This is a genomic window from Lactobacillus gallinarum DSM 10532 = JCM 2011 (assembly GCF_001434975.1).
GTDB classification, from domain to species: Bacteria; Bacillota; Bacilli; order Lactobacillales; family Lactobacillaceae; genus Lactobacillus; species Lactobacillus gallinarum.
Map to the genome: position 1 here is coordinate 16740 of NZ_AZEL01000047.1, position 23298 is coordinate 40037.

Genomic DNA, 23298 nt, shown 5'->3' on the forward strand with positions numbered 1-23298 from the left:
TTTTCCTTCTAACTAAAACTTAACTTTAGGAACAGCCTTTTCTTCAGTTGGGGTTTCCAAGTAATCGATCTTGGTAAAGCCATGAATTTTGGCGATCAAGTTGGAAGGGAAAGTAAGCAATTTTTGATCGTATGATGCAACACTTGAGTTGTAAAGCTGACGAGAGTAAGCAATCTTGTTTTCTGTGTTGGTTAATTCTTCTTGAAGTTTTAAGAAATTTTGATTTGCTTTTAAGTCAGGATATGCTTCGGCCAATGCAAAAATTGATTTTAAAGAATCAGTAATTTGATTGGACAACTTCATTGCTTCTTCGTGATCTCCCTGAGGAACGTTAACTAATTGATCACGTAACTTAACTACATCTTCTAAAGTTGATTTTTCATGTTTGGCATAGCCTTTAGTAGTTTCAACTAAATTAGGAATTAAGTCATTACGGCGCTTAAGTTGAACATCAATTTGACTCCATGATTCATCAACGAAAACGCGAGATTTTTGCAATCCGTTGTAAATTACAATATAAATACCGACTAATAAGACAATGATAATTAAAATTATCCATACTAATGGTGACATAATATTCCCCTTTCTATACGTTTATTTAATTTTATCCATTTCTGATATTGGAGGCAATAAAAGAAGAATGTCTAAGCGACATTCTTAATGAAAAATATTAAATTCTGAAAATTAATAATCCTAATCCAACTATGGTTAAAATAATCAAACCGGCAAATTGCATGATTGTCCATTGAATAAAGAATTTCTTCTTACTTACACTACCGTGTTGGTTGAAAGTCTTTAATACCAACATATTGGCCATTGAACCAATAGCTGAACCAAAACCACCGATGTTTGAACCCAAGAATAATGCTTGTACATAGTTAGTAAACTTACCAACTAAGATAGTCGATGGTACGTTACTCATAACCTGACTTGAAAGAATTGAAGCGAAATAAGTTGAAATTTCGGAGTAAACCATACCATGAATTAAGTTAACAATTGCGGGAATTTGTTGGATATCACTAATAAAGATGAAGAAGCCTGTAAAGGTAAGAAGTAGGGCATAGTCAATCTTAAGCATTATGCGCGGATTGATGGCAAGTGCTAAAACTATGGCGACAATTAATGGCCAAATGATATCAATTGCTCTGAAGACGCCAAAGAAGAAGAAAATAAATACTACAGTTGTAATAATAGTAGGACGCCAACTAATTCTGATAGGTTCTGTTTTTTGAGTAGGAATATCTTTTTTAGGAATAAACAAAAAGACCAGCCACATGATGATCAATGAAACTACCAAATAAGGTACAGACCATTCAAAAAACTTAATTGGACTTACGTTGTAGCGACTTACTAAGAAAATATTGTGCGGATTCCCCCATGGTGTAAATGCAGCACCAATATTTGCCCCCATACCAATTAAGGTAACTGGCAAAATTTGTGGTAGCTTGTAGCGCTTAGCGATATTTAAATAAAGTGGAATTAAAGTTAATACAGTAATGTCATTACCTAAGAACATACCGGCGATAACGGCCAAAACCGTGAACAGCATGTTCAACTTACGCGTATTATCTGCGATACTCGTAAGTTTGTACGCTAAAACATCCAGAACGTGCAAATAAGCATAGATCTGGATCAGCGTCAGCATTGCGGCAACAGACCATAAAGTGTGAAAGTTAATATCTGCTAACCGCGGCTTAGCGAAAAAAAGACTTACTACTGTAATTAAAACTGTAATCTGTAAAATTCTATCTTTAGCAATATTCTTTAAGACGGTCATAAAAGGTCCCCCTTACGTATTACAATCGTCTAAAAACCCTATGTACCATTTTGAGCCTTTTTGTGGTTGCATGCAATGATAAATTTTAAAAATATCAAGATTAGCGGCATTTTCGAGCATATTTTTAGTTAGTTGGAACTAGTCGTGCTATATTTAAATAAGTAAATTAATCAAATTTAGATTGAAAAGAGGAAACAAAATGACAGAGAATGCAATTTCAATCAATATTAAACCAGATGCTGCAGAAATGATTAAAAGCAAGATGGATGCAGATCACCAAATTGTCATCTTGGCTTTAGATGATGGTTCAACCAAGTATTCTAAAAAAGGCGGCACTTGTACTATTGGCGACAGCTTCCAGTTTGTAATCCTTGCTGAAAAAGATCCTAAGTATAATATTTCAATCGAAAATAATGCTGGTCTTGACTTGTATACTGCTCAGCCGGAAACAACTTTCTTTGAACCAGGTCTAGTGGTAAATGCGCGCAACTCAACTTTGAGTTTATCTTCAGACAGCGGCATTATTGATGGTGGGATGACCGTTACCCAATATGAACCTGAAGCAATTACTGCTGATGATCTAAAAAATGGCGGTCAATGTTAAAAATAAAATTAATCATAGGGACGAGGGAATGACCTCGTCCTTTTTTAGTATAGAATTAAGAAAGTGATTTCAATGTAAGGGGGGAAGAACAATGACTTTTGTCAAAGAAATAAAAGCAGGTAGTCGTGAATTTTGCCAAAATTGGCTGCGGTATCTGCTACTTTTTATGGGATTAAGTTTATTTAATCAATTTATTGTTATTCCATTTTTTCGCTATATTACAACCTTTGTTTTGCAGGCTAGTGCTATTCCGTTCGTATCTTATCAAAATGTAGTGACGATCATTACGACGCATACGGTTGCCTTTTTAATTTTGATAATTGAGTTGCTGCTTTTATTAGTAATCTTGTATGCGCAATTAGCTTATTTACTTCATGGCGTTTGGGATATTAAGCATCAAGTTTTTACGTGGAAAAATAGTTTTATTCAAACTTGGCAAAATATCAAAAAAATTCGTTTGGGCACGCTTTTTATTTTGATGCTCTATTTTTTATTGGTAGTACCGTTAGCCGATGTCATCTTTAGAACACCACTTTTAAGCAAAGTGCAGATTTCAGAATTTATCTTGGATTATCTGACGAGAACGCCAATCTTGTTAGCCGTTTTGATTGCGTTTTATTTAGCCGCTTTGATCCTTGGTGCAAGGCTAGTATTTGCTTTACCCATCATCGTTTTTGACCACTTAAAGTCAGCGCAAGCAGTAAAAAGAAGTTGGCGATTAACGGCGCACTACCGTTGGCGGACGATTTGCTGGAGGATTATTGTTTTAGCCGTTTTATCTGCAGCAGTCATGATAATTTTCTATTTAGCAATGTATTGCCTGCAGCTATTAGTTGATTTATTACCTGGGAAATGTCCGTTAATTGTAGCCATTATCAATCTTTCGCTTGTTCAAATTATTAGTGAAGTAGCGTTAGTCTATGTTAGTGTACTGGACTTATCTATTATTTTGAAAGCTTTAAGGCAAGAAAAGATAAGTCAAACAGGTAAAACTAAAAAGATAATTCTAAGTACATTAGTTGTGTTTGTACTAGTAATGATTAATGCAATATCCACCAATTATTTATATTTGACTAGTGTAAATGCTAAAGCGCCAGTAATTATTTCTCATCGCGGTGTTGATGATAAAAATGGCGTACAAAACACGTTACAGTCATTAAGAAAAACGGCTAAAGAAAAGCCAGACTACGTTGAAATTGATGTTCATGAAACTAAGGATAAAAAATTTATCGTAATTCATGATGAGAATTTATTGAAGCTAACGGGAGTTAATAAAGCCCCGAATGATTTAACTTTACAGCAATTAGAAAAGTTAACTGCCAAAGAAGACGGCTATCATGCTAAGTTAGTTAGCTTTGATCAATATCTTGAGGAAGCCAAAAGACTGCATCAAAAATTGCTAATTGAAATTAAAACGACGGCTAAAGATTCGAAGAAAATGCTGCAGCGCTTTAATCAAAAATATGGCAAAACGATTCTCAAAAATACGTATCAAGTACAATCACTCGACTATCGCGTGGTTGAAGGACTGCACTTAATTAATCCACGTTTGGTTGTCTTTTACATTCAACCTTATAATTTTACTTATCCGCAAAGTGTTGCTAGTGGATATTCAATGGAATATTCTACCTTGAATTCAGACTTTATTTGGCAAGCCCATTTGCAGGATCGTCCTGTTTATGCCTGGACAGTTAATGACGAAAAATTAATGAAGAAGATGATGTATCAACAAGTTGATGGCTTAATTACTGATCGAGTTGATTTAGCTAAAAAGGCAATTAAAAGTTTCCAAAAGGATGCTAGTTATGCTACGCGAATCTTAAATTATATTGTTGTCCTGCATCTGTCGAAAAATTTTGAATCTGCATGAAGACTTGATCTGAAGGGCTGGACATGGTAAACTATACTAGATTTTCGAAAATCTGAAAGGAAGTATAGCATATGCGTAAAGGTGAAAATTACAACACTGGTTGTGAACCAAACCAAAGACCTAAGAACAAGAAAAACGCAAAGAAGCGTGTTGCTCACGTAGCAGCAGTTGTTGCATTTCTTAACAAGGCCGTAAAAGACGAAAACAAGTAATTTCGTTTTTTAAAATTAAGAAATAGAGAATGGCTACTAAGAGAGCGTTAGCTTTTTTAGTAGCCTTTTTTCATGCAATGGGAGTTTTGAGAAGGTTAGGTTATGAATAAAAAATATATTAGATTAGTATATTTTGCACTGCTGGCAGCACTGCTTTTTCCAATTATTACATTTTGGCTAGCGGATTCTTTCCAAATTAACGTGATTAACGGTTTGTTAATGATTTTTGTATTAGCAATCTTCGTTGGCCTATTTTCAGCTAGTTACTTAGTTAGTTGGCTGATTATTATTTTGACTACAGTTGCAGTTGCTTTTTTGCTGTTGGGGTATGTGGTAATGGCAAGTACTGAAAAGACATTCTTGATTATTGCCTTTCCGGTTGAAGCAATTTTATTAAGTGTAGTGCGACACCATATTTTGGACTGGAGTATTGTCTCTGGTCGTGAAAGCTATGCTAAGCGCTTGATAGGCCACTATGATTTAAACGTGAAGCTGCAGACTTATTACAATGCAAGTAAATTTTATGAAGATTATCTGAGAAAGATGAAACGTTACCCTGACATGAATATTTGGGTTAATGCAGAATTGATCAGTTGGGAACATCACCAACAAGTCGAAGAGCACCATCCACGATATCATGCCAAGTTATTACGTGAGATTGCCAAGATTTTAAAGGAGACACGCCTAAGATGCGAGTGTATCTATTACACTGGCGATGGTAAATTCTTGATCCTTTCACCTAGAGTTACAGATGAGATGTATAAGGAATTAGATGAGCAAGCTTACATTGCTTTGCAAAAATTGGATACCGGAATTCCGTTGACGCTTAAGGTAGCAACTCAGAGAGTAGGCTTGCAAAACTGTGAAAAGTTTTCTGATCTGGACAAGCTCCTTAAGCATTTGGAACGAGGCCTAGAAACAGATATCATTGTGGAATATTTGAAGGCTGATCAAAATGACTAATTGGTTTTACTTTTTGGCAGTTGGCATTACGTTGATTTTTAGCATCTGTTTTTTCATCATTTTCTTTTGTACATTAAAAATTTTAAGTAATGTGGAACAGACTTTGGTTAAATCGAAGAGGAAGAATGACAATGAGTGATGTAATGCAGATAATTACGTTGATTTCGATTTGGCTATCGCTGCTCATGTCGATGGTTACTCTAAGTGGGGCAATTGCATTTTGGCTAAAGAACAGCAAGGTTTTAGTTAAAATCACACCGCTTCCTCGTTATCCTAAAGTGACGATCGTTGTCCCAGCCCATAACGAAGAATTGGTAATTGAAAATACGGCGACAGCAATTTTGAATCTTAATTATCCTAAGGATAAATTAGAAGTCTTATTTTACGCGGATAACTGTGAGGACCATACTGCCGATGTTCTAGACGGTGTTTTAGCAGAAGAAAGGTTTAAAAATCGTAACGCTAAAGTAATTAGACGAACTGGTACCGGTGGTAAGGCCGGGGTTTTAAACGATGCCTTGAAAATTGCTCACGGTGAATACCTAGGCGTTTATGATGCGGATGCCATGCCTGAAAGCAATGCACTGTACTTTTTAGTTCGAAAAGTGTTGGAAAATCCTAAGCGTTATATGGCAGCTTTTGGTAGAAATAAAACGCGTAACGCTAAGCAGAACTTTTTAACTAGATGTATCAACCAAGAGATCGTTGTAACGCAGCGAATTCAACACTGCGGTATTTGGCAATTATTCAAAATTGGCCGAATTCCAGGTACTAATTTCATTATTAATAAAGAATATGTAGAATCAATCGGTGGCTGGCGTAATGGTGCCTTGACCGAAGATACCGATATTTCCTTTAAGATTATGGGCTCAGGCAAATTGATTGCACTGGCTTATAACTCTGAAGCTTTCCAGCAAGAACCAGAAAGATTGAAGGACTATTACTTCCAGCGTTTGCGCTGGGCTAAAGGCAACTACGAAGTGGTCATCAACAACTTCAAGCACTTGTTTGATCGAAGCAATTGGCGCGTAAAACTAGAAACGTTTTATTACTCATGTACTTTCTTCTGGTTTAATGCCGCAATTATTTTGTCTGACATTATTTTCTTAGCCAATGTGATTGCAATGATCGTCCACATTTGGCAGCCAGGAGTGCAATTGCCATTCACAATTACTTCAAGCAACATCTTGCTGGCACAGATTTTGTTGCTTAATTGGCTACTGATGATTTTGCTTTATATTTTGCAAATTTATGCGGCCATGTGTACGCAGTTTGGTCAGGCAACTACTGGGCAAATTTGGCTAGCCTTGGCCTCATATTTCTCATATTCGCAATTGTTTATCGTAGTTTCCGTTCATGCAGTATGTTCAGTTACGGCCGATAGATTGTTCCACCGTGATAGTACTAAGTGGGTTAAGACGAAGAGATTTGCCGATTAAGGAAGAAAAATGAAGAGACTAAATCATAATCATCATTTATCCCTGTATTTTATAGTTATTATCGCTATTTTTTCAGGGATTATGGCATATGTACGATTGCAAAACGGTAGCCAATTGCGCCACAATTTTTATAGACAATGGCACGAAGATTACGTTGTTAAAGTTAATAAACAAGAGAGTTTTATTGATACGACGCCAAAAACAAAAACCAGAACCGCGCTATCTGAAGGGCAAGGCTACGGCATGTATATTGCTGTTTTGTCTGCTAAAAGAAAGTGGAGCAAGAAAGAATATTTTGATCAACTGAATAATTTTTATCTCAAGCACCGCGAAACGATTAATAAAGACAAGACAGCATTAATGTCTTGGCGTGCCGTTGAAAATAATGGTCACTGGACGATTAATAAAAATAGTGCCACAGACGGTGACTTATTTATTGCCCAGGCATTATTACTAGCCAGCAAGCAGTGGCATGATGATAAGTATCAAAAAGAAGCGCATGCCATTTTGCAAGATATTTTGCGCTATGAGTACAATCCTGATACTGAAACGCTGACTGTCGGAGACTGGGCTGATTCGAAGTCCAGGTACTACAATTTAATGCGGACTTCTGATGTGATGCCGGAATTCTTCGACAACTTTTATCAAGAAACAGATGATAAGCGCTGGCTCGTGATCAAAAATACGATGCTTAAGCGACTTAACCAGCTCAGTCATCAAAATAAAACTGGCTTAGTGCCTGATTTTGCTTGGGTAAGCAAAAATGACGCCAAACCGGTTAAGCCTAAGACTATTTCAACGGAAAATGATGGCTACTATTCTGCTAATGCTTGTCGTGTTCTGATGATGTTGGCGGGATGCAATGATCGCTCAGCACAGAACACTTTAAAGAGGATGCTTAAATTCTTTAGTAAGCAAAACACCATAACAGCAGGCTATACTCTAAAAGGCAAACCATTAAACAAGTACCAGTCTGCCAGCTTCAGTGCACCGATTTTCGATGCCGTATCGTTCAATCGAAATGCAGGCTATGACGATTTGTTCATGTCTCAGCAGTATATTTTTGCGCGTCATTTACCGCGAAATAATTATTATGATGCCGCATTGACGACAATGGCTGCTTTAGATGCTGATAAGCTATAAAAAAATCCCACAAAAGTGGGACTTTTTTTATTTTTGTTTTTATTTATTCACTTGTTCTTGCATCCCGGCAAATGCTCATTGCAAAGCTAGGATACCGACCATTATGGCAGCGGTATTTGCTGTCATGTTTTGACCAGTTAGGCTGAAATGACTTGCTTTTTTGATCACTGCTTTTGGCAATTCATTTTGACGCGGCTTTTTAATAAATTGGGCAGCTATAATCATGACTAGAAAATAAAAGATACCCAAAATATAAAAGGTGCTGGAAACACCAAAACTTGCCATTAGAGTTTGAGCAATCGGCCCCGTCAATAAAGCCGCAAAGCCAAAGCCCATGATGGCTAAACCGGTAGCTAGGCCACGCTTGTCCGGAAACCAGCGGATAATTGTAGAAACAGGATTTACGTAACCTGCTCCAAGGCCTAATCCGCCGATTACACCATAAGCTAAGTAAAGTAGCCATAGTTGTTGGTTGCTAATTGCAATCCCAGTTAAAAAGACACCCAAACCGTAACAAACACTAGAAATTTGTGGGTCCGAACTTTTCAACTAAACGTCCCATAAAGCCTGCTGACATCCCTAAAAAGAAAATAGCTAAACTAAAGGCAAAAGAAACGGAGGTTTCTGCCCAATCGGTTTGTTTAACAATCGGACCGGTAAAAACGCTCCAGGCATAGACGCCGCCGATCATTAAATGCAGTGTGATCCCGGTTGAGGCGATAGCGTACCTATTTCTAGTTTTTATCATTGATTCTCTCCACAAAACATGAACAAATATTGATGAAACTAAATAATTTATTAGTCATCTAAAAGATAAGTTATTAATTATTATCTAGTCAAGAGAAATACTTTATGTAAAACACAAACAATACTGCCACAATCCAGCTATATTTGCATCTTATTTTGATTTTTGATAACATAGTAAAAATTTTTAAACATTTTTAGCAATAAATTTTTAAGAGGAGGACAAAAAATGGGATTAAATGCATACATTCAAGGTTTTAACAGTTTAGAGTCAATCGATCGTGCACCAGGTTACTTCAAGTACCACCACCACTCAGTAGCTGATCACTGCTTCAGAACAGCTGAACTCGCACAAATGATGGGTGATATCGAAGAAGTTCACGGCAATAAGAAGATCAATTGGAAGGCCCTTTACGAAAAGAGTTTGAATCACGATTATACTGAACGTTTCATCGGTGATATTAAGACACCGGTTAAATACGCTACTCCTCAACTTAGAAAGATGATTGGTGACGTTGAAGAAACAATGACCACCAAGTTCATTAAGGATGAGATTCCAGAAGAATTTCAAGAAATTTATACTAAACGTCTCTCAGAAGGCAAAGATGATACTTTAGAGGGTAAAATTTTATCAATCTGTGATAAATTAGATTTGTTATATGAAGCTTATGGAGAAATCGAATTAGGTAATCCGAACCCGGTTTATATGCAAATGTTCAAGGAAAGTCTTGAAACGATCAAGAAGTTCGACGATTTAGTTTGCGTACAATACTTTATTAAGAAAATTTTGCCAGATCTTTTTAAAGGTGATTTCGCGGGAAAGGATAAGATGCAACGAATAGCTTTTAGCATTCTATTGTTAGGGGATGATTAGGTGAAATTTCAATGTAGTTCATGCGGGCTACGCATGGACTCTTTGCATTTTAAGCAAGAGGGGTTAATGAATCCTAAGTTGACCAGTATTTGCGACATTTGTATCACGCGCAACCTGAATCCGGAAGATTACGCAAATGATGCGGTCGCAGCTTTTGCTCAAAGCTTGCTTTACACGTTTGTCGGTGCAAAGAAACAAGATCAATCAGGTTTTATTGTGAAAAATAAAAAGGACCGTAAAAAATACGAGGCCTTTTTACAAGATTATGATGGCAATGAAATCGCCCGCCAACAGATTAAAAGGTCTGATTTGAATTTGGCGGTAATTAAAAGCGAAGATGGCAAGCTTAATTATGTGCCTAACCAAGGCGTAACTTTTGAGCAAAATTTAAAGGGAATGGATTTGGAGATCAATTTCCAGTTAAACGAAGTTGATTTTATTGATCGTGAACGCATTCGGGCCAAGTATAAATACCGCTGCCAATATTGCGGCAGACGTGGCCGCAGCGTAGATCATAAGGATCCTGTTTCTCTTAGTCACAACAACAGCTTAGATAATTTAACTTTAGCTTGTGCGGAATGCAACCGAATTAAGTCGGATATGCCTTATAAGTTGTTTATTCAACTGAATGATCAAATTTCTGAGATCAATAAAAAGCTAGTTAAGTATGAAGATGCGCTGGGTACTTTGAGAGAAGAATTTGAGCATCGTCGGCGCTATTTAGCGGCTCAAGTACACCTTAAGGGCGTGATCAATGATCCTGAGCTAAATGCGATTAGAAAGCAAAATAAGGGCTTACAGGATGCCATTGATAGTTTACAAAGTGATTATGATGATTTGCGTCAAACGCGCAAGATGTATTTTGATACGGGCTGGAAATTAGCTCGCATTAAGGAAAATAAGGATATTATTTAAAACGTAAAAAAGCGCTATTTTTTGTAAACTCAATTTAAAATAGAAAATGAGTTTTAAAAAGATCATCCCCATATAGGAATGATCTTTTTAATTTTGATCTATCTAATTCGATCTTCTGGATCAAATAAATATTTGTCCCATTTAACTTCATTTTGGACAGTAGGGTGGAAGAGCAAGAATGCTAGCAACAGTTGACCAACGTAAGGAATTACGCCCAGCCACCACCAACCACCGTTAAAGCCTGCGTCGTGCAGACGACGAACAGTGTGACCTAATTGTGCTAAAAAGGCCCAAATAGCTGCTGCAATAAAGAAAATAATAAAAATGATGAAGATTACACCGATTACCTTGGCATCGCCATCGCCAGAATCAAATTCAGTAACGCTGAAAGGAGCTAAAAGCATGAAAGTAAGTAGGTAACAAGCAAGTACGCCGATTGTCATGATAACTTGGATAACTTGGCTAATTGCAGTACCTACCCAGAATGAGGTTCTAGTAGATCTAGCATCCCACTTGAAGCAGTCAAAGAAGTGTTCCTTCAAGATTTGACCAATAGTTGGTATAGGAACATTACTTTTTGCGCCGTCCTCAGGATAATCTTGATCGCTGAACAAGTACTTGCCCCATTTAACCTTGTGTTGGACAGATGGCTGAAGTGCTAAGTAAAACATAAACATTGTGCCATAACCAGTGAAGGTAGCCCAGTACCAGTAGCCGCTGTAGCCAACGTCATGCAAACGACGGATCATTTGACCAAGGCCAGCTAGAAATACCCAGACATAGATAGCAATCGCAACCACAGTGTCGATTACTCTGATACCTGGATTAAGTCCTTCATTGAAAGCATAGAAGCCAACTACAATAGCTAAAATGGCAATAATGAAGTTGGTTAAGACGCTCCACCAGTAGGACTTACGAGTGGTTCTTGCGCTCCAATCGAAGGGATGCAAGTAGGTTTCGTTTAAAATTTGACCAAAACTTTCTGCGGGTGGTTTTGGTAAATCTTCATCATACGATTTGACGAAGTAATACACTCTTTCATTCATAAATATTCCTCCAATTAATTTTTTATTAATTATAAACTAAAAAAGCAGAGAAGTAATCAAACTTCTCTGCTTTTAAAATTTTAAAAGTCCATTTTTCTGAAGTTACTCAGGAACTTTTGTGTCTTTTCGTTCTTTGGATGATCAAAGATTTGATCAGGTGAACCTTGTTCAGTAATGATACCGTCACTGATGAACAATACACGGTCTGAAATGCTCTTGGCAAAGCCCATTTCGTGGGTAACGATCACCATCGTCAAACCGGTTGTAGCAAGCTTTTGCATAACGTCTAGTACTTCGCCAACCATTTCTGGGTCAAGGGCACTAGTTGGTTCGTCGAACAATAAAACTTCTGGATTCATTGAAATCGCACGGGCAATAGCAACACGCTGTTGTTGACCACCAGATAATTGTTGTGGTTTAGCCTTGATAAATGGATCCATACCAACCTTTTTAAGGTTCTCCATAGCAATCTTACGTGCTTCGTCTTTTGAACGCTTGAGGACCAATTCTTGGCCGATCATGCAGTTTTCCAAAACATTCTTGTTTTCGAATAGGTCGAATTGCTGGAATACCATGCCGACCTTGGATCTAAAGGTATTACGGTTGTAACCAGGTGCCAAAATGTTTTCACCGTGGAAATCGATCTCGCCATCAGTAGGTTCTTCGAGCAAGTTGATGCAGCGAAGGGTAGTAGACTTACCACCACCGGAAGGACCAATGATGGTCACGATCTCGCCTTTGTTGATATCGAAAGAAATGTCCTTCAATACCTTGTGAGCCCCATAGGACTTTTGCATATGCTTTAAACTTAAAATTACTTCGTTTGATTCAGTCATTAATTGTTTGCCTCCGCATCTTTTGGAGTACCAACTTGAACTTGGTTAGCCATCAAGTTGTAGTTCTTTTTACCTTCGAGTCTCTTTTCAATGAAGTTGAAGATTCTAGTAATAGTAAAGGTCAAAATCAAGTAGATTGCCGAAATCATTAAGTAAGTTGGGAAGAACTTGAATGATTGACTGGCAATAGTAGTACCAACGAAGAACAATTCAGAAACTGAGATGATACTCAATACTGAAGTATCCTTGATGTTAACGATAAATTCGTTGGTAATTGATGGTAAACAGTTTCTAATAGCTTGAGGCAAGATGATGTGCCACATTCTTTGGTTGTGAGTCATACCAAGTGCACTAGCTGCTTCAAATTGTCCTTCTGGAGTAGAAATAATACCACCACGGATAACTTCGGCAAGGTAGGCACCAGTATTGATTGAAACAATGATTAAAGCGGCAATAGTTCTGTTTAAGTTTAAGTGCCAGAATTGAGCAATACCGTAGTAAATTACAGCGGCCTGAACCATCATTGGAGTACCACGGAAAATTTCAACGTAAACTGATAATAACCATTTTACGAAGTTTAAAGCCCAACGCTTACCGCGAGTAGTTGGGGTAGGGATGGTACGAACGATACCTACAAGCAAACCGATAAAGAAACCAACAATAGTACCAACTAAGGCTAAAAGTAAAGTCATACCAATACCGGACATGATCATGCCGCCGTATTGCTTCCAAGTAGTTACTAACCAGTCTTCCTTCTTAGTTTCGTTACCAGCCTTAGGTTGTTCCTTAACGGCTTGTGACATTAATTGATCACGCTTTTTGTTAGAAATAGTTCTCAAAGTAGCGTTAACTTCGTTAAGTAATTTAGTGTTGCCCTTTTTAACACCAATACTAGTTACGGAATCATCATGATCAACGTGGAAACCAGCCATCTTGTTCAAGTTAACGGCAATGATGTTAGGGTTAACGCTGTGGTAACTTTCGAATTCGATGTCTTCTGCAACATAACCATCGATGGTACCAGAAGCTAAACTTTGACGCATGGCTGAGAAGTCACGCATAGCTGGTTCACGCTTAGCACCCTTTAATTGCTTGATTAAATCGTAGTGCAAAGTACCTTGTTGAGCAGTTAACTTAGCACCCTTAAAATCAGATAATTTCTTAGCATTTGAGTATTTACTTGCTTTATTGGTAATAACAACGAAAGTACTCTTTCTGTATGGTTCTGAAAAGTTGATAGCCTTACGTCTTTCAGCAGTAGGACTCATACCAGCGATGATTAAATCAATTTTGCCGGAAGTTAAAGCAGGTAATAAACCATCCCATTGAGTCTTTTCAACCACAACTTTTTTGTGAAGTCTCTTACCAATAATTTTGGCGATTTGAACGTCATAACCATTTGCATAAGAATTTGAGCCATCAATTGGCACAGCACCGTTTGTCTTCTTAGGTTGAGTCCAATTGTATGGTGGATAGTTAGCTTCCATACCTATTTTTAATACGCTGGAATCTTTTTTAGCAGCTTGAGTCTCGCGGCTGTTAAAGCTGAATCCAATAAATAAACCAATCAGGATTGTTAGTAATGCTGCAATCCATCTAAATCTTGACTTCAATGAAAAACCCTCCAATGTTTTCAACATAAAGCCAATACAATAAAGCGTAAATAAAAACCTCGGTGCTTCATCAGCAACGAGGTCATAATCATCAGTATTAAAACCAAATCTTATAGCGCTCCCTGGGGACTAACCAGGACAGTCTATAGAATATTGTTCTATAGCCCAACAGATCAACACGCGAATGTTAAATCCATTTCGGCGGCAGCCCTAAGATAACCTTCATTGTCTTCGCGGACTCTGAATTATCTTGTGATTGTCGCAACCTCTATTGCATTGGAATATTATTTAACTATGGAAAGATAATAAAAGAAAAATTAAAATATGTCAAGTCCATCCATTATTTTTAGCATAATTTCTCTTTTTCATATCTGAAACGTAAGGATTTCCAGCTACGTAATAACGTAGTTTTTTATTAGTCCAAATAGGATCAGATTGATTAATACCCACGCGTTTATCTGCAATAATCTCTTGGGCAGGTTTTCTGTGTTTGTCTTCAAGATCAATTATAAATGGAGAATCAGAAAGAAAATGCAAATTCCAATTCTTGTCGTGTATTCCAAAAGCCTGCATCATTTTGGCTGGGCCATTAGTAAGCAAAACGCCGCTTTTGCCATTTCTGTTTTTAATCATAGTATCAATTCCCCAAACAGGTTCAATTGCTCTGATAAGAATCCCTTGTGGTTCATTTTCTTCTTGACAGGCAACATCAAAAAAGAAATATTGTCTTTGTGCGTAGATATAAATGGTGCCGCCGCGGCGGTAAAGTCCTTCGTTAGCGGGACTACGATGACCGCCATAAGAGTGGGCTGCACGATCATCTTTGCCCATGTACGCTTCAGCCTCGACAATATAGCCGCCTAATTTTTCTTTTCCCTCATTATAAATAAGAGGTCGTCCAATTAAATCGCGTGTAATTTCATCAGTTGGACGATTAGTAAAGTAATTTGTGTAGTTCATTTAACGCCTTTCTGGTTTAAATTTTTTAATCTTAGTTATAGACTAATCTAAAAGAGAGGATTCTTTCAAATGAGTGAAATAAAATTAGTAAGAATTTATGATCATGAGCAACCTGCTGGCTATAGAATATTAGTTGATCGTATGTGGCCACGAGGAATAAGCAAAGTTAAAGCGGCCCTGGATGAATGGGATAAGCAGATTGGACCGACAAATGATTTAAGAAAATGGTTTAATCATGAGGATGAGAAGTTCCCGGAATTTGAACAAAAGTATATTGCAGAATTAGATGCCAATGATTTTATGCCTGAGTTTATCAAAACTGTACAAGAGAAATTGAAAATAGGTGATGTACTCTTTCTTTATGGGGCTAAAAATAGGGAACATAATCAAGCGGTTGTTTTGAAGAAATATGTAGAAAAGAAATTGAAGTAAATAAAGAAGCTTATCATAACAGATAAGCTTTTTTATTTTAAATATGCTTATGTCCATGACGTTTAACACGCCAGAAGTGGAAAAGAATAGTCAAAGTTAAAATAGTAAAAACAATGATGGCGAAAACCATGTTTGGTAATTCAAAACGAAGAGGTGGAAGTGCTAAAAGTAATTTTAAGGCGATAATCCCAATTAATAGATAAGCCATCGGCTGTAATTCAGGGATGATATCCATTAATTTAATAATTATTTCGGCAACCCCTCTCATGCAGAGAATACCGATCATTCCACCGATTAAAACTACGACAGGATTACTTGAGACAGCTAATGCCGCCAGAACTGAGTCGATAGAAAATACGATATCCATGGATTCAATTGAGATAACCGTTCGCCAGAATAAAGACAAAACGTGTTTCTTCTTTTTCTTTCCTTTATGGTGAGCGGCCTCACGCTCTTCCTTTTCTTTTTCACGTTCAGCGGCTTGTTTAGGGTGACGCTGATCATAGAAAAACTTAAAAGCTAGGTAGAATAAATAAATACTACCAGCTAATTTAATTTCCCAAAAATGAATTAAATATGTTCCAATTCCGATAACAATAAAGCGGAAAAGGTAGGCACCCCATAAACCATATAATAATGATTTTTCCTTTTCTGCTTTTGTAGGCAACACTTGTGTTTGTGCTGCTAAAACTACGGCATTGTCAACGGAAAGCAAACATTCCATTAAAATCAGGGTTAGGATAATCATCCAATCTTTACCACTGGTTAAAACATGAGCCCAGTTGCCTAGGTCAAAAAATGGGGCATACATTTTAAAGATTGCCATGCATATGACTCTTTTCTAAATCAATTAACCTAACTTTTTCTTTTTGTCCTAGACGATAAGTTCCCACTTGATTATTGGAGAGAATAACTCTGTGGTCTGGAATAAAAATCAAAACAGGATTTAACGCTACCGCATGTGCTACTGCGCGTGCAGAAGTAGCGTTAGGTAATGATGTTGCAATATCACCGTAACTGGCTGTAAAACCATATGGAAGATTTTGCACAACTTGTAATGTTTTTCTTTGGAATTCAGTGCCAAATTCAGAAATATCAATCGGAACATCAAACTTTTTTCTTGTTCCAGCGAAATATTCTTTTAATTGTTCAATATATGGAGCTAATTTTTTAGGATCATGTACAAGCATTCGGTGAGGATAAAAGCTAAAAATGGGAGAAACGCTTTTGTCACCTTTGAGCCCTACGTAAGTCAAACCAAATATGGAAGCTGTTAAAAAGTAAGTCCATGGTTTGATCGTCACATAATCATAATAAAAAACCTCTGCCATGTTTTCACCACCTACATAAATTTTCACTTTGAAAATATTAAATGTTATATTAATTCAATATTTTAAATACATCAAGAGCGTCACCAATAATTTGTTTAATTCCTGATGCAGGAATCTTAGTTTTGTTAATGGAAAAAATCTTTGCTTTCTCATTGCGATAGGCCAAAAGTTGAGCAAATGGATAAACTACAAAACTTGTCCCACAAATAATAACTAAATCAGATTTTTGCATAATTTCAACGGATTTAGTTAAAGTTTCAGGCTTAATTGATTCACCATATAGTACTATGTCTGGTCGAATAATGCCACCGCAATTTTGATGGATGTAATTTTGAGAATATTTTTCGTAAGAAATTGAATGGTGACATTTAGTACAATATATATTATATAGATTTCCATGAAACTCTGTCACGTGTTTATTTCCGGCTTTCGTATCCAAACAATCAATATTTTGGGTAATAAGATCACCTTTTTGATTGCAAATTTGAGCGATTTTTTGGTGTATTAGGTTGGGTTTAGCGTCTGGGAAATACATATTATTCATTACAAATTGGTAGAAAAATTCTGGACGGTTGTAAAGAGTGCTTTCACTAAGAATATTTTCCGGACTTTCTTGCACGCCGTTATAAATCCCATTTTTTGAACGATAATCAGGAATGCCTGAATGAGTTGAGACACCTGCGCCGGTTAAGAAAATGATGTGGTTTGCTTTATCAATTTCTTGTTGCAGTTCTATTAAATCAGATTTTTTCATAGTTTATGCCTCTGTTCTATAATCTGTTTGTTTAATTATGAATCCTGTCTTTGTTATAATTAAAAGAAATAAATTTTTTGAGGGGATTTTTATGGCCTATATGTCTTATTTTTACATTGTAGTTAATATATTGATGCTAGCTTATGCTTGCTACAGTTGGTATTGGCAAGCTAAAGTAGAATTTCGTGGACACTATCGTATCTCCTCAATCGTTTGGGCAATTATTTTTATTTGGTTAGGTTTTACCTGGAACTACATTGAAAAAGGTGATCCAGGTTTAAATGTATTTTTAGCCTTATTCTTGTTAATTAGCATAGTTGATGGTTTTTCAGGTTTTAGTCCTAAAAAAATGGTGGTTTCAGGTTACTTTAAGCGAACGGTTAAGTACGATGAAATCTCTAGTGTCACATTAATTAATGTCCCTAATCCTAAAAAGCCATTAGTAATGGCCATTTTTAGAACTAACAATAATAAGGCATATATGATGCGGTTTCGGATTCAAGTTAACGAAGTTATTGCCGCATTGCAAAAATATATAGGTAAAAATATTCCCGTTGAAATCCAATCATAAGATTGGGGAAAGCATCCGTGAAAAACTTTGCAAGGTTCGTAATATACGACCTTGCTTTTTTATTTCCTCGTGAGTAAGCAAGTGGGATTTTTTCATATCTGCTTCAAAAACTTCGATCATTTTTTTAGTAAATTTTTTATCATAGAAAATGGCATTGTCTTCAAAGTTAAGATCATATGAACGATAATCTTGATTCATCGAACCAACGGTAGAAAAATAATCATCGATGATAGTAGTCTTGGCATGTAAGAAGCCGTCTTCATAAATATAAATTTTTACGCCGCAGCGTGTAAGCTCATTGGCATACCATTGAGAAGCCCGGTAAATAAAAGGGTGATCGGGCTTGCACGGGATCATGATTCTCACATCGACACCAGACATAGCGATAGTTTGCCATGTGGCAAAGACGGCATCGTCAGGAATTAAGTAAGGTGTTTGAACCCATAATCTTTTTCTCGCTAGCTGCATTAAGCGCATCATACCGTTACGCATATAGGGAATATAACGGTCAGGGCCATCAGAAATGATCTGTGTAGCAACATCTCCGCGATGGATCTTTTTTTCATCAAGATCAGGGAAAAGCGTATCGTTAAAGCGAATAATTTGTTCAGGACGTTTGATTGAAGCGTTCCAGTCCATCACGAATCGCTCTTGCAATAACAAAGAAGCAGAGCCGACGATGCGCACCTGACTATCACGCCAATGACCAAATTTCTTTTTCCTTCCTAAGTATTGATCACCGATATTGAAGCCACCAGTCCAGGAAATACGCCCATCGATTACAACAATCTTGCGGTGCAAATGATAGTTAATTCGATATCTAGTGATCATATTTCTGGAAGTAATAAAAGGCAAAACCTCTCCGCCGGCTTTGCGTAATTGATCAAACCAGGCCTTGGTTGCACCCATTGATCCCCAGGCATCATAGATAACTCGTACTTTTACACCTTGTTTAGCCTTTTGGATTAAAAGTTGTAAAACGCGGTTACCAATATTGTCGCTATAAAAAGTATAAAACTCTACATTGATAGTTTCCTTTGCTCGAACTATGTCTTTGAGCAAATCATGAAAGAAGGTTTCACCCTCAGTATAGAGTTCCACGTTGTTGTTTTTGGTGAGAGGCGATTCATTATTGCGGTTAAAAAAATGAATCGCGATTTCGCCTAATTTAGAAGTGTCAGAGGGGCTGACTTCTTTGGGTGCTTTGGCAATTGATTTTTGAACGTTGCGTAAGCCAATGTGGTGTTGCTTATTAATTGAAAAAATATTTTCCTGGGAAATACCCCGGCCGAAAAATGCATAAAGAGTAAGACCAACTACTGGAAAAATAAGCAAAATAATTAACCAGGCCCAAGTTGTAGAAACTGATCGCCTTCGGTGGAAAACGATGTAAAAAGCAAGGAGTGTGTTAGTAATAAAGATAATTCTGATAAAATCATGCCACCAGACCATGTTCTTCCTCCCAAATACAGTCTATTTTTTTAAATTGAGAAATTTATCAACAATATCAATAACGAATGGATTATCATGCATCCAACTATGTTCTGCATCATTTTTGCCGCGAACTTCTACTTCTTGGTAGAAATGTGCTTTAGGAGCCAAAATGTAGCGGATGCTTTTAGCTGAAACTACAGAAATAAATTTATCAGTGTTAGTGTTATCAAGAACATTGCCGTAGATATTTAGCACTGAAATATTTGAATTGAATTTTCGGCGATTAAAAAGCAAATATAAATAATGAGGATTCATGACACTAGGACGGCCATTTTCATTAAGAATATTTACGTTAGGAATATCGCCTAGATAAGTAACACCGTCAAAGGGGCCGGCAATTAACGCACACTTAATTAAATGAGGGAAAGTTTTACTAGAGGCATGCTTCATTTCCGTTCTAATGATGCAAGGACAGGCTAAGGAGTGAGCTACAGCAATATAATTTTTGAAGTGATATTTTTTAGAAAGAAAGGGTAAAACAAAGCTAAGATAATAATCAATGCCGTAAATTCCCACAATTCTTTGACGAAAGGCAACCTGTACAATAGGATGCTCATCGCCGGACCAAGTACCTTCTAATTTGAAGTTGCCTAATAAATCAACCGTAACCTTTAAAAATTTATCGGTTCCCTTATCATGCATTGCTTGATGAACCATTACATTAGTAGTGTAATCTCCACCGCGAAAGCCATGGAAGTAAATAATAGGAACTTGCTTTACTGAACTTTCTTGAATTACTGCCTTGTTTTCGATGTGTCGTTTGCGTAACTTGAGAAAGATACGTGTAGGGGCAAAGGAAGCAAGCAGACCTAATGAGATCATGTTAAACATGCTGGGTTCTTGTTTTAGATCATATTTATGGTTCTTTTCAGCTTCTTCGGCATATTTTTTGGAGTTAAAGAACATTTTTGCCACCTTCTTACATAATTCCCTATAATGAATAATAATTATATTTTAACATTGGGTAGAAATTTTTTGTTTTTGAGGTGAATCATGAAGTTTTATGCTGTAAAAAATGGTCGTGTACCAGGCGTCTACCGCACGTGGGATGATGCAAAAAAGCAGGTAGATGGTTTTTCCGGAGCAGAGTATAAGTCATTTGAAAATATTACTGATGCGACTGACTATCTAGGTTTAAACAATGGGACTCAGGGAGATATTTTGCAAAAGGGTGAAGATACCTTGCAAAATGCCATTGCCAAGATTAAACAAGAAAGTAATAGAGTAAAAAATAAGCCACAAGCTAAAAAAGTAACGGCGCATTCAACCGCAGAATTTTTTGCAGTGACTTATACTGATGGCGGTACTCGTAATACAGGCGTATATAAGGGCGGCCATGTTAAGAAGACTGATAAAGCAGCGTGGGCTTATTTGATTGAATGGGATGATCAAGAAGTTCATGGTTCAGGCGGTGAATATGGTGCAACTAACAATAAGATGGAACAGACTGCTTTGATTAATGCTTTGAAAAAACTAATTGAGCTTGGCTTTAATGAAAAGCATTTATTGTTTGTGCTAGATTCTAAGTATGTTTTAAATGCAATTAATCAGCACTGGTTAGCCGGTTGGAAGAAACGCGGTTGGAAGCGTTCTGGCGGACCTTTAAAAAATGTGGCAGAATGGCAAGAACTTGATCGTTTGCTTAAGCATTTCCCAGATAGTACATTTGAATGGACTAAAGGCCACGCCAATAATCGAGGCAATGAATTTGTGGATCATGAATTAAATCGCTATATGGACAATAAAATGTAAAAAGCATAAAAAAATACCTGATTTCAAAAAATCAGGTATTTTTGTTTACTTAAACAAACCACTGAAGAAATTGACAATGCTATCCCAAATTTGTTGGAAAAGATTGCGGTTTTCAGGAGTGTTGAATTTATTGAAGATGTTCTTAGCACCATTTTCAATTTGGTTAGAAAGCTTAGCAGCTTGGCCTTTAAAATCTCCATTCTTTAAAGCACCAGAATCACGAATTTCAATTAACAAATTAATAATTTGATTCTTTTGATTGTTGTTAATGGTGTTGCCTAAGTGATTAATATTAATTTGATTATTCACAATATCACGAATTTGGCTGTCAGAAATATTTTGTCCTTGTTTAGCCATTTCCGATTTGGCGCCAGCAACCGCATTGTTCAATTGAGCATCAGAATAACCTTTTTTGCCCTTGTTGTCTTGGGTAATGCCACTCAAAGTATTCATTTCATCTTGAGCTGCATTAACTTGTTTTTGATTTAAAGCATTACCGTTTTTAGCATATGCGGCATAAACACCGGCTAAAGCACCAGAACCATCAATCGGAATAGCACTGGTTACATAAATATTAGCATCAGTAATTCCTGCGGTTAAAGCTGCATTTTTGTATTGGTTAGCGGTAATAGTTGTGATATTGTTTTTACCGTTATAGTCTAAAATTTTAACGTTGATTCCAGAGCCACTATTTGTTTTTTGAATCATTGCACTGGACCAAACACCAGATGAAGTGGTGAAATTATCGCCAGATGGGTTTAAATATTTAACTAGGTCTGAACCAGTAACTGTAATGGTTTGATAATTGCCGCCATTTAATGGAGCAGTTAAAGTTTTCAGAGTACCTTGTTTTTGTGATTCGGTTAAAGATGTTCCCAGAGTGACCACTGGGGTGTCGTCGTCAGCGAGTACTGTCTGTTTTTTGCCAAAAGAAAGTATCGCGACAACGCTAAGCAAAATTGCCGTAATTAATGTAAGTGATTTTTTCATGATTAATCTTCTTTCTCTTCATCGAAAATATATTCTGTTTAATACGCCTCATTATACTAGAAATTTTTAAAAATTTAATAGGAGCATATTCTAAAACTTTCTTAATTTCGAACTGATTCTTAAAGATGATATAATAAGTAGCAATAAAGGGGGACATTATGTTACAAGTGCCAAAGTTAACTATTATTATGCCGGTTTATAATACGGCACAATACTTGCCACGTGCTTTCGATGCTTTGCTTAAGCAAGTTAATAAAGCATTTAAGCTAATTGTGGTTGATGATGGCTCAACTGACAATTCGGTTGAGGTAGCGCAAAGCTATGCCTCCCGTTTTCCATATTTCAAATTAATTCAAAAGGAAAATGGAGGGCCTTCTGACGCACGTAATGTTGGTATAAAGTATATTGACACGCCATATGTCACCTTTCATGATGGCGATGATTGGGTAGATCCAGGCTATACTGCATTCTTTATTAGTGCCTTTGAAGAACATCCAAATGTAAATCTTGTATCATGCGGTTATTGGATTAATTACCCTGATAAAAAAGAACGTGTTGTTGGCCACCCAGAAGGTGGATTTTTAACACGTGGTGAAACTTACCTTAAATTAACTAATGTATTTGGTTCACCAATGAAGGGATATAGCTGGAATAAAGCTTATAAAACAGCGATTATCAATAAATATCACTTAAGATTTGATCGTGATATCTCTTTATTAGAGGATCAGATTTTTAACGTTAAATATACTTCAGTAGCTAGAGGTGTGTACTATACTCAAAAGCCGTATTACCATTATTGGCAAAGAAAAGGCAGTATTATTCACCAACCTAACTTTAAGAAGGTAGCGGATAATTTTCGCGGTAATTATCGTGTATGGCACAAGATCATTAAAACTATCATGAAAGATCGTGAAGAAGAAAAGATGCGTAAAAAGCTAGATCGTTCAGCCTTGCGTGATAGTGACGCTCAATAAGAGA

Annotated in this window: 24 protein-coding genes, 1 pseudogene and 1 riboswitch; of the genes and pseudogenes, 12 read left to right on the forward strand and 13 right to left on the reverse strand. The window is 36.7% G+C overall.

Annotated features, from left to right (window positions below; genetic code table 11):
* Positions 1-12: 12 nt before the first annotated feature.
* Together FC37_RS05880 and FC37_RS05885 are read right to left on the reverse strand one after the other, a co-directional pair.
* Positions 13-573 carry a LemA family protein gene (locus FC37_RS05880; RefSeq protein ID WP_025005621.1) on the reverse strand — a complete coding sequence of 187 codons (561 nt, stop codon included), beginning with the start codon at positions 571-573 and terminating at the stop codon, positions 13-15.
* 97 nt (positions 574-670) lie between these two features.
* On the reverse strand, positions 671-1777 hold the full coding sequence (locus FC37_RS05885; RefSeq protein WP_056945544.1) for an SLC13 family permease: 1107 nt from the start codon (positions 1775-1777) through the stop codon (positions 671-673).
* A 199-nt stretch (positions 1778-1976) separates the two neighbouring features.
* Between FC37_RS05885 and FC37_RS05890 the strand changes: the two genes are divergently transcribed.
* The 6 genes from FC37_RS05890 (at position 1977) to FC37_RS05910 (ending at position 8008) form a co-directional block, all read left to right on the forward strand.
* On the forward strand, positions 1977-2381 hold the full coding sequence (locus FC37_RS05890; RefSeq protein ID WP_005727488.1) for an iron-sulfur cluster biosynthesis family protein: 405 nt from the start codon (positions 1977-1979) through the stop codon (positions 2379-2381).
* Between the two features lie 91 nt (positions 2382-2472).
* Complete coding sequence (locus tag FC37_RS05895) at positions 2473-4251, forward strand: glycerophosphoryl diester phosphodiesterase membrane domain-containing protein (RefSeq protein WP_025005620.1); 1779 nt, start codon at positions 2473-2475, stop codon at positions 4249-4251.
* Between the two features lie 71 nt (positions 4252-4322).
* Complete coding sequence (locus tag FC37_RS10495; protein WP_155830889.1) at positions 4323-4463, forward strand: hypothetical protein; 141 nt, start codon at positions 4323-4325, stop codon at positions 4461-4463.
* A 102-nt stretch (positions 4464-4565) separates the two neighbouring features.
* Positions 4566-5426, forward strand: a complete 861-nt coding sequence (locus FC37_RS05900; RefSeq protein ID WP_025005619.1) for a hypothetical protein — start codon at positions 4566-4568, stop codon at positions 5424-5426.
* 131 nt (positions 5427-5557) lie between these two features.
* On the forward strand, positions 5558-6865 hold the full coding sequence (locus FC37_RS05905; RefSeq protein ID WP_025005618.1) for a glycosyltransferase family 2 protein: 1308 nt from the start codon (positions 5558-5560) through the stop codon (positions 6863-6865).
* 9 nt (positions 6866-6874) lie between these two features.
* Positions 6875-8008, forward strand: coding sequence for a family 8 glycosyl hydrolase (locus FC37_RS05910; protein ID WP_025005617.1), 1134 nt, complete (start codon positions 6875-6877; stop codon positions 8006-8008).
* 108 nt (positions 8009-8116) lie between these two features.
* Here the strand turns inward: FC37_RS05910 and FC37_RS05915 are convergent.
* Positions 8117-8756 (reverse strand): annotated as a pseudogene (locus tag FC37_RS05915) (MFS transporter); the annotation flags it as partial.
* Positions 8757-8981: 225 nt separating this feature from the next.
* Between FC37_RS05915 and FC37_RS05920 the strand changes: the two are divergent.
* Positions 8982-9626: a YfbR-like 5'-deoxynucleotidase gene (locus FC37_RS05920; protein WP_013436958.1), complete on the forward strand. Its 645-nt coding sequence runs from the start codon at positions 8982-8984 to the stop codon at positions 9624-9626.
* Positions 9627-10541 (forward strand): HNH endonuclease, encoded by a 915-nt coding sequence (locus FC37_RS05925; RefSeq protein ID WP_025005614.1) that lies wholly within the window; start codon positions 9627-9629, stop codon positions 10539-10541. It abuts the gene before it with no gap.
* Between the two features lie 98 nt (positions 10542-10639).
* Here the strand turns inward: FC37_RS05925 and FC37_RS05930 are convergent, their stop codons facing one another.
* The 4 genes from FC37_RS05930 to FC37_RS05945 form a co-directional block, all read right to left on the reverse strand.
* Positions 10640-11587 carry a DUF805 domain-containing protein gene (locus tag FC37_RS05930; protein ID WP_025005613.1) on the reverse strand — a complete coding sequence of 316 codons (948 nt, stop codon included), beginning with the start codon at positions 11585-11587 and terminating at the stop codon, positions 10640-10642.
* A gap of 80 nt (positions 11588-11667) precedes the next feature.
* Positions 11668-12423 (reverse strand): amino acid ABC transporter ATP-binding protein, encoded by a 756-nt coding sequence (locus FC37_RS05935; protein WP_025005612.1) that lies wholly within the window; start codon positions 12421-12423, stop codon positions 11668-11670.
* On the reverse strand, positions 12423-14036 hold the full coding sequence (locus tag FC37_RS05940; protein WP_025005611.1) for an ABC transporter substrate-binding protein/permease: 1614 nt from the start codon (positions 14034-14036) through the stop codon (positions 12423-12425). The genes FC37_RS05935 and FC37_RS05940 overlap by 1 nt, the downstream gene beginning before the upstream one ends.
* A gap of 105 nt (positions 14037-14141) precedes the next feature.
* A riboswitch (Lysine riboswitch) is annotated at positions 14142-14315 on the reverse strand.
* 48 nt (positions 14316-14363) lie between these two features.
* Positions 14364-14996: a DNA-3-methyladenine glycosylase gene (locus tag FC37_RS05945; RefSeq protein ID WP_025005610.1), complete on the reverse strand. Its 633-nt coding sequence runs from the start codon at positions 14994-14996 to the stop codon at positions 14364-14366.
* A 69-nt stretch (positions 14997-15065) separates the two neighbouring features.
* Here FC37_RS05945 and FC37_RS05950 point away from each other — a divergent pair, with 69 nt between their 5' ends.
* A complete protein-coding gene (locus FC37_RS05950; RefSeq protein WP_025005609.1) occupies positions 15066-15428 on the forward strand; it encodes a DUF488 domain-containing protein in 363 nt (120 codons plus the stop codon).
* A gap of 37 nt (positions 15429-15465) precedes the next feature.
* Here the strand turns inward: FC37_RS05950 and FC37_RS05955 are convergent, their stop codons facing one another.
* From FC37_RS05955 to FC37_RS05965, 3 genes are read right to left on the reverse strand one after another with little or no spacing between them, the layout of a single operon-like run.
* Positions 15466-16254, reverse strand: coding sequence for a TerC family protein (locus FC37_RS05955; protein ID WP_025005608.1), 789 nt, complete (start codon positions 16252-16254; stop codon positions 15466-15468).
* Entirely contained in the window at positions 16241-16759 is a 519-nt protein-coding gene (locus FC37_RS05960; RefSeq protein ID WP_025005607.1) for a methylated-DNA--[protein]-cysteine S-methyltransferase, read from the reverse strand. Before FC37_RS05960 ends, FC37_RS05955 begins: the two co-directional genes overlap by 14 nt.
* 49 nt (positions 16760-16808) lie before the next feature.
* Entirely contained in the window at positions 16809-17513 is a 705-nt protein-coding gene (locus FC37_RS05965; RefSeq protein WP_025005606.1) for an NAD-dependent protein deacylase, read from the reverse strand.
* A gap of 91 nt (positions 17514-17604) precedes the next feature.
* Between FC37_RS05965 and FC37_RS05970 the strand changes: the two genes are divergently transcribed.
* Entirely contained in the window at positions 17605-18084 is a 480-nt protein-coding gene (locus FC37_RS05970; protein WP_025005605.1) for a hypothetical protein, read from the forward strand.
* On the opposite strand, the gene cls is transcribed toward FC37_RS05970, so the two are convergent.
* Positions 18079-19536, reverse strand: coding sequence for a cardiolipin synthase (gene cls / locus FC37_RS05975; protein WP_025005604.1), 1458 nt, complete (start codon positions 19534-19536; stop codon positions 18079-18081). The genes FC37_RS05970 and cls overlap by 6 nt on opposite strands.
* Before the next feature lie 21 nt (positions 19537-19557).
* The gene (locus FC37_RS05980) at positions 19558-20484 is read right to left on the reverse strand and encodes an alpha/beta hydrolase (RefSeq protein WP_025005603.1); all 927 of its coding nucleotides are present in this window, start codon (positions 20482-20484) and stop codon (positions 19558-19560) included.
* A gap of 87 nt (positions 20485-20571) precedes the next feature.
* Here FC37_RS05980 and FC37_RS05985 point away from each other — a divergent pair, with 87 nt between their 5' ends.
* Positions 20572-21330, forward strand: coding sequence for a ribonuclease H family protein (locus FC37_RS05985; protein ID WP_025005602.1), 759 nt, complete (start codon positions 20572-20574; stop codon positions 21328-21330).
* A gap of 45 nt (positions 21331-21375) precedes the next feature.
* On the opposite strand, the gene FC37_RS05990 is transcribed toward FC37_RS05985, so the two are convergent.
* Positions 21376-22320: a DUF1002 domain-containing protein gene (locus tag FC37_RS05990; protein WP_025005601.1), complete on the reverse strand. Its 945-nt coding sequence runs from the start codon at positions 22318-22320 to the stop codon at positions 21376-21378.
* A gap of 158 nt (positions 22321-22478) precedes the next feature.
* Here FC37_RS05990 and FC37_RS05995 point away from each other — a divergent pair, with 158 nt between their 5' ends.
* Positions 22479-23294 carry a glycosyltransferase family 2 protein gene (locus FC37_RS05995; RefSeq protein ID WP_025005600.1) on the forward strand — a complete coding sequence of 272 codons (816 nt, stop codon included), beginning with the start codon at positions 22479-22481 and terminating at the stop codon, positions 23292-23294.
* Positions 23295-23298 lie beyond the last annotated feature (4 nt).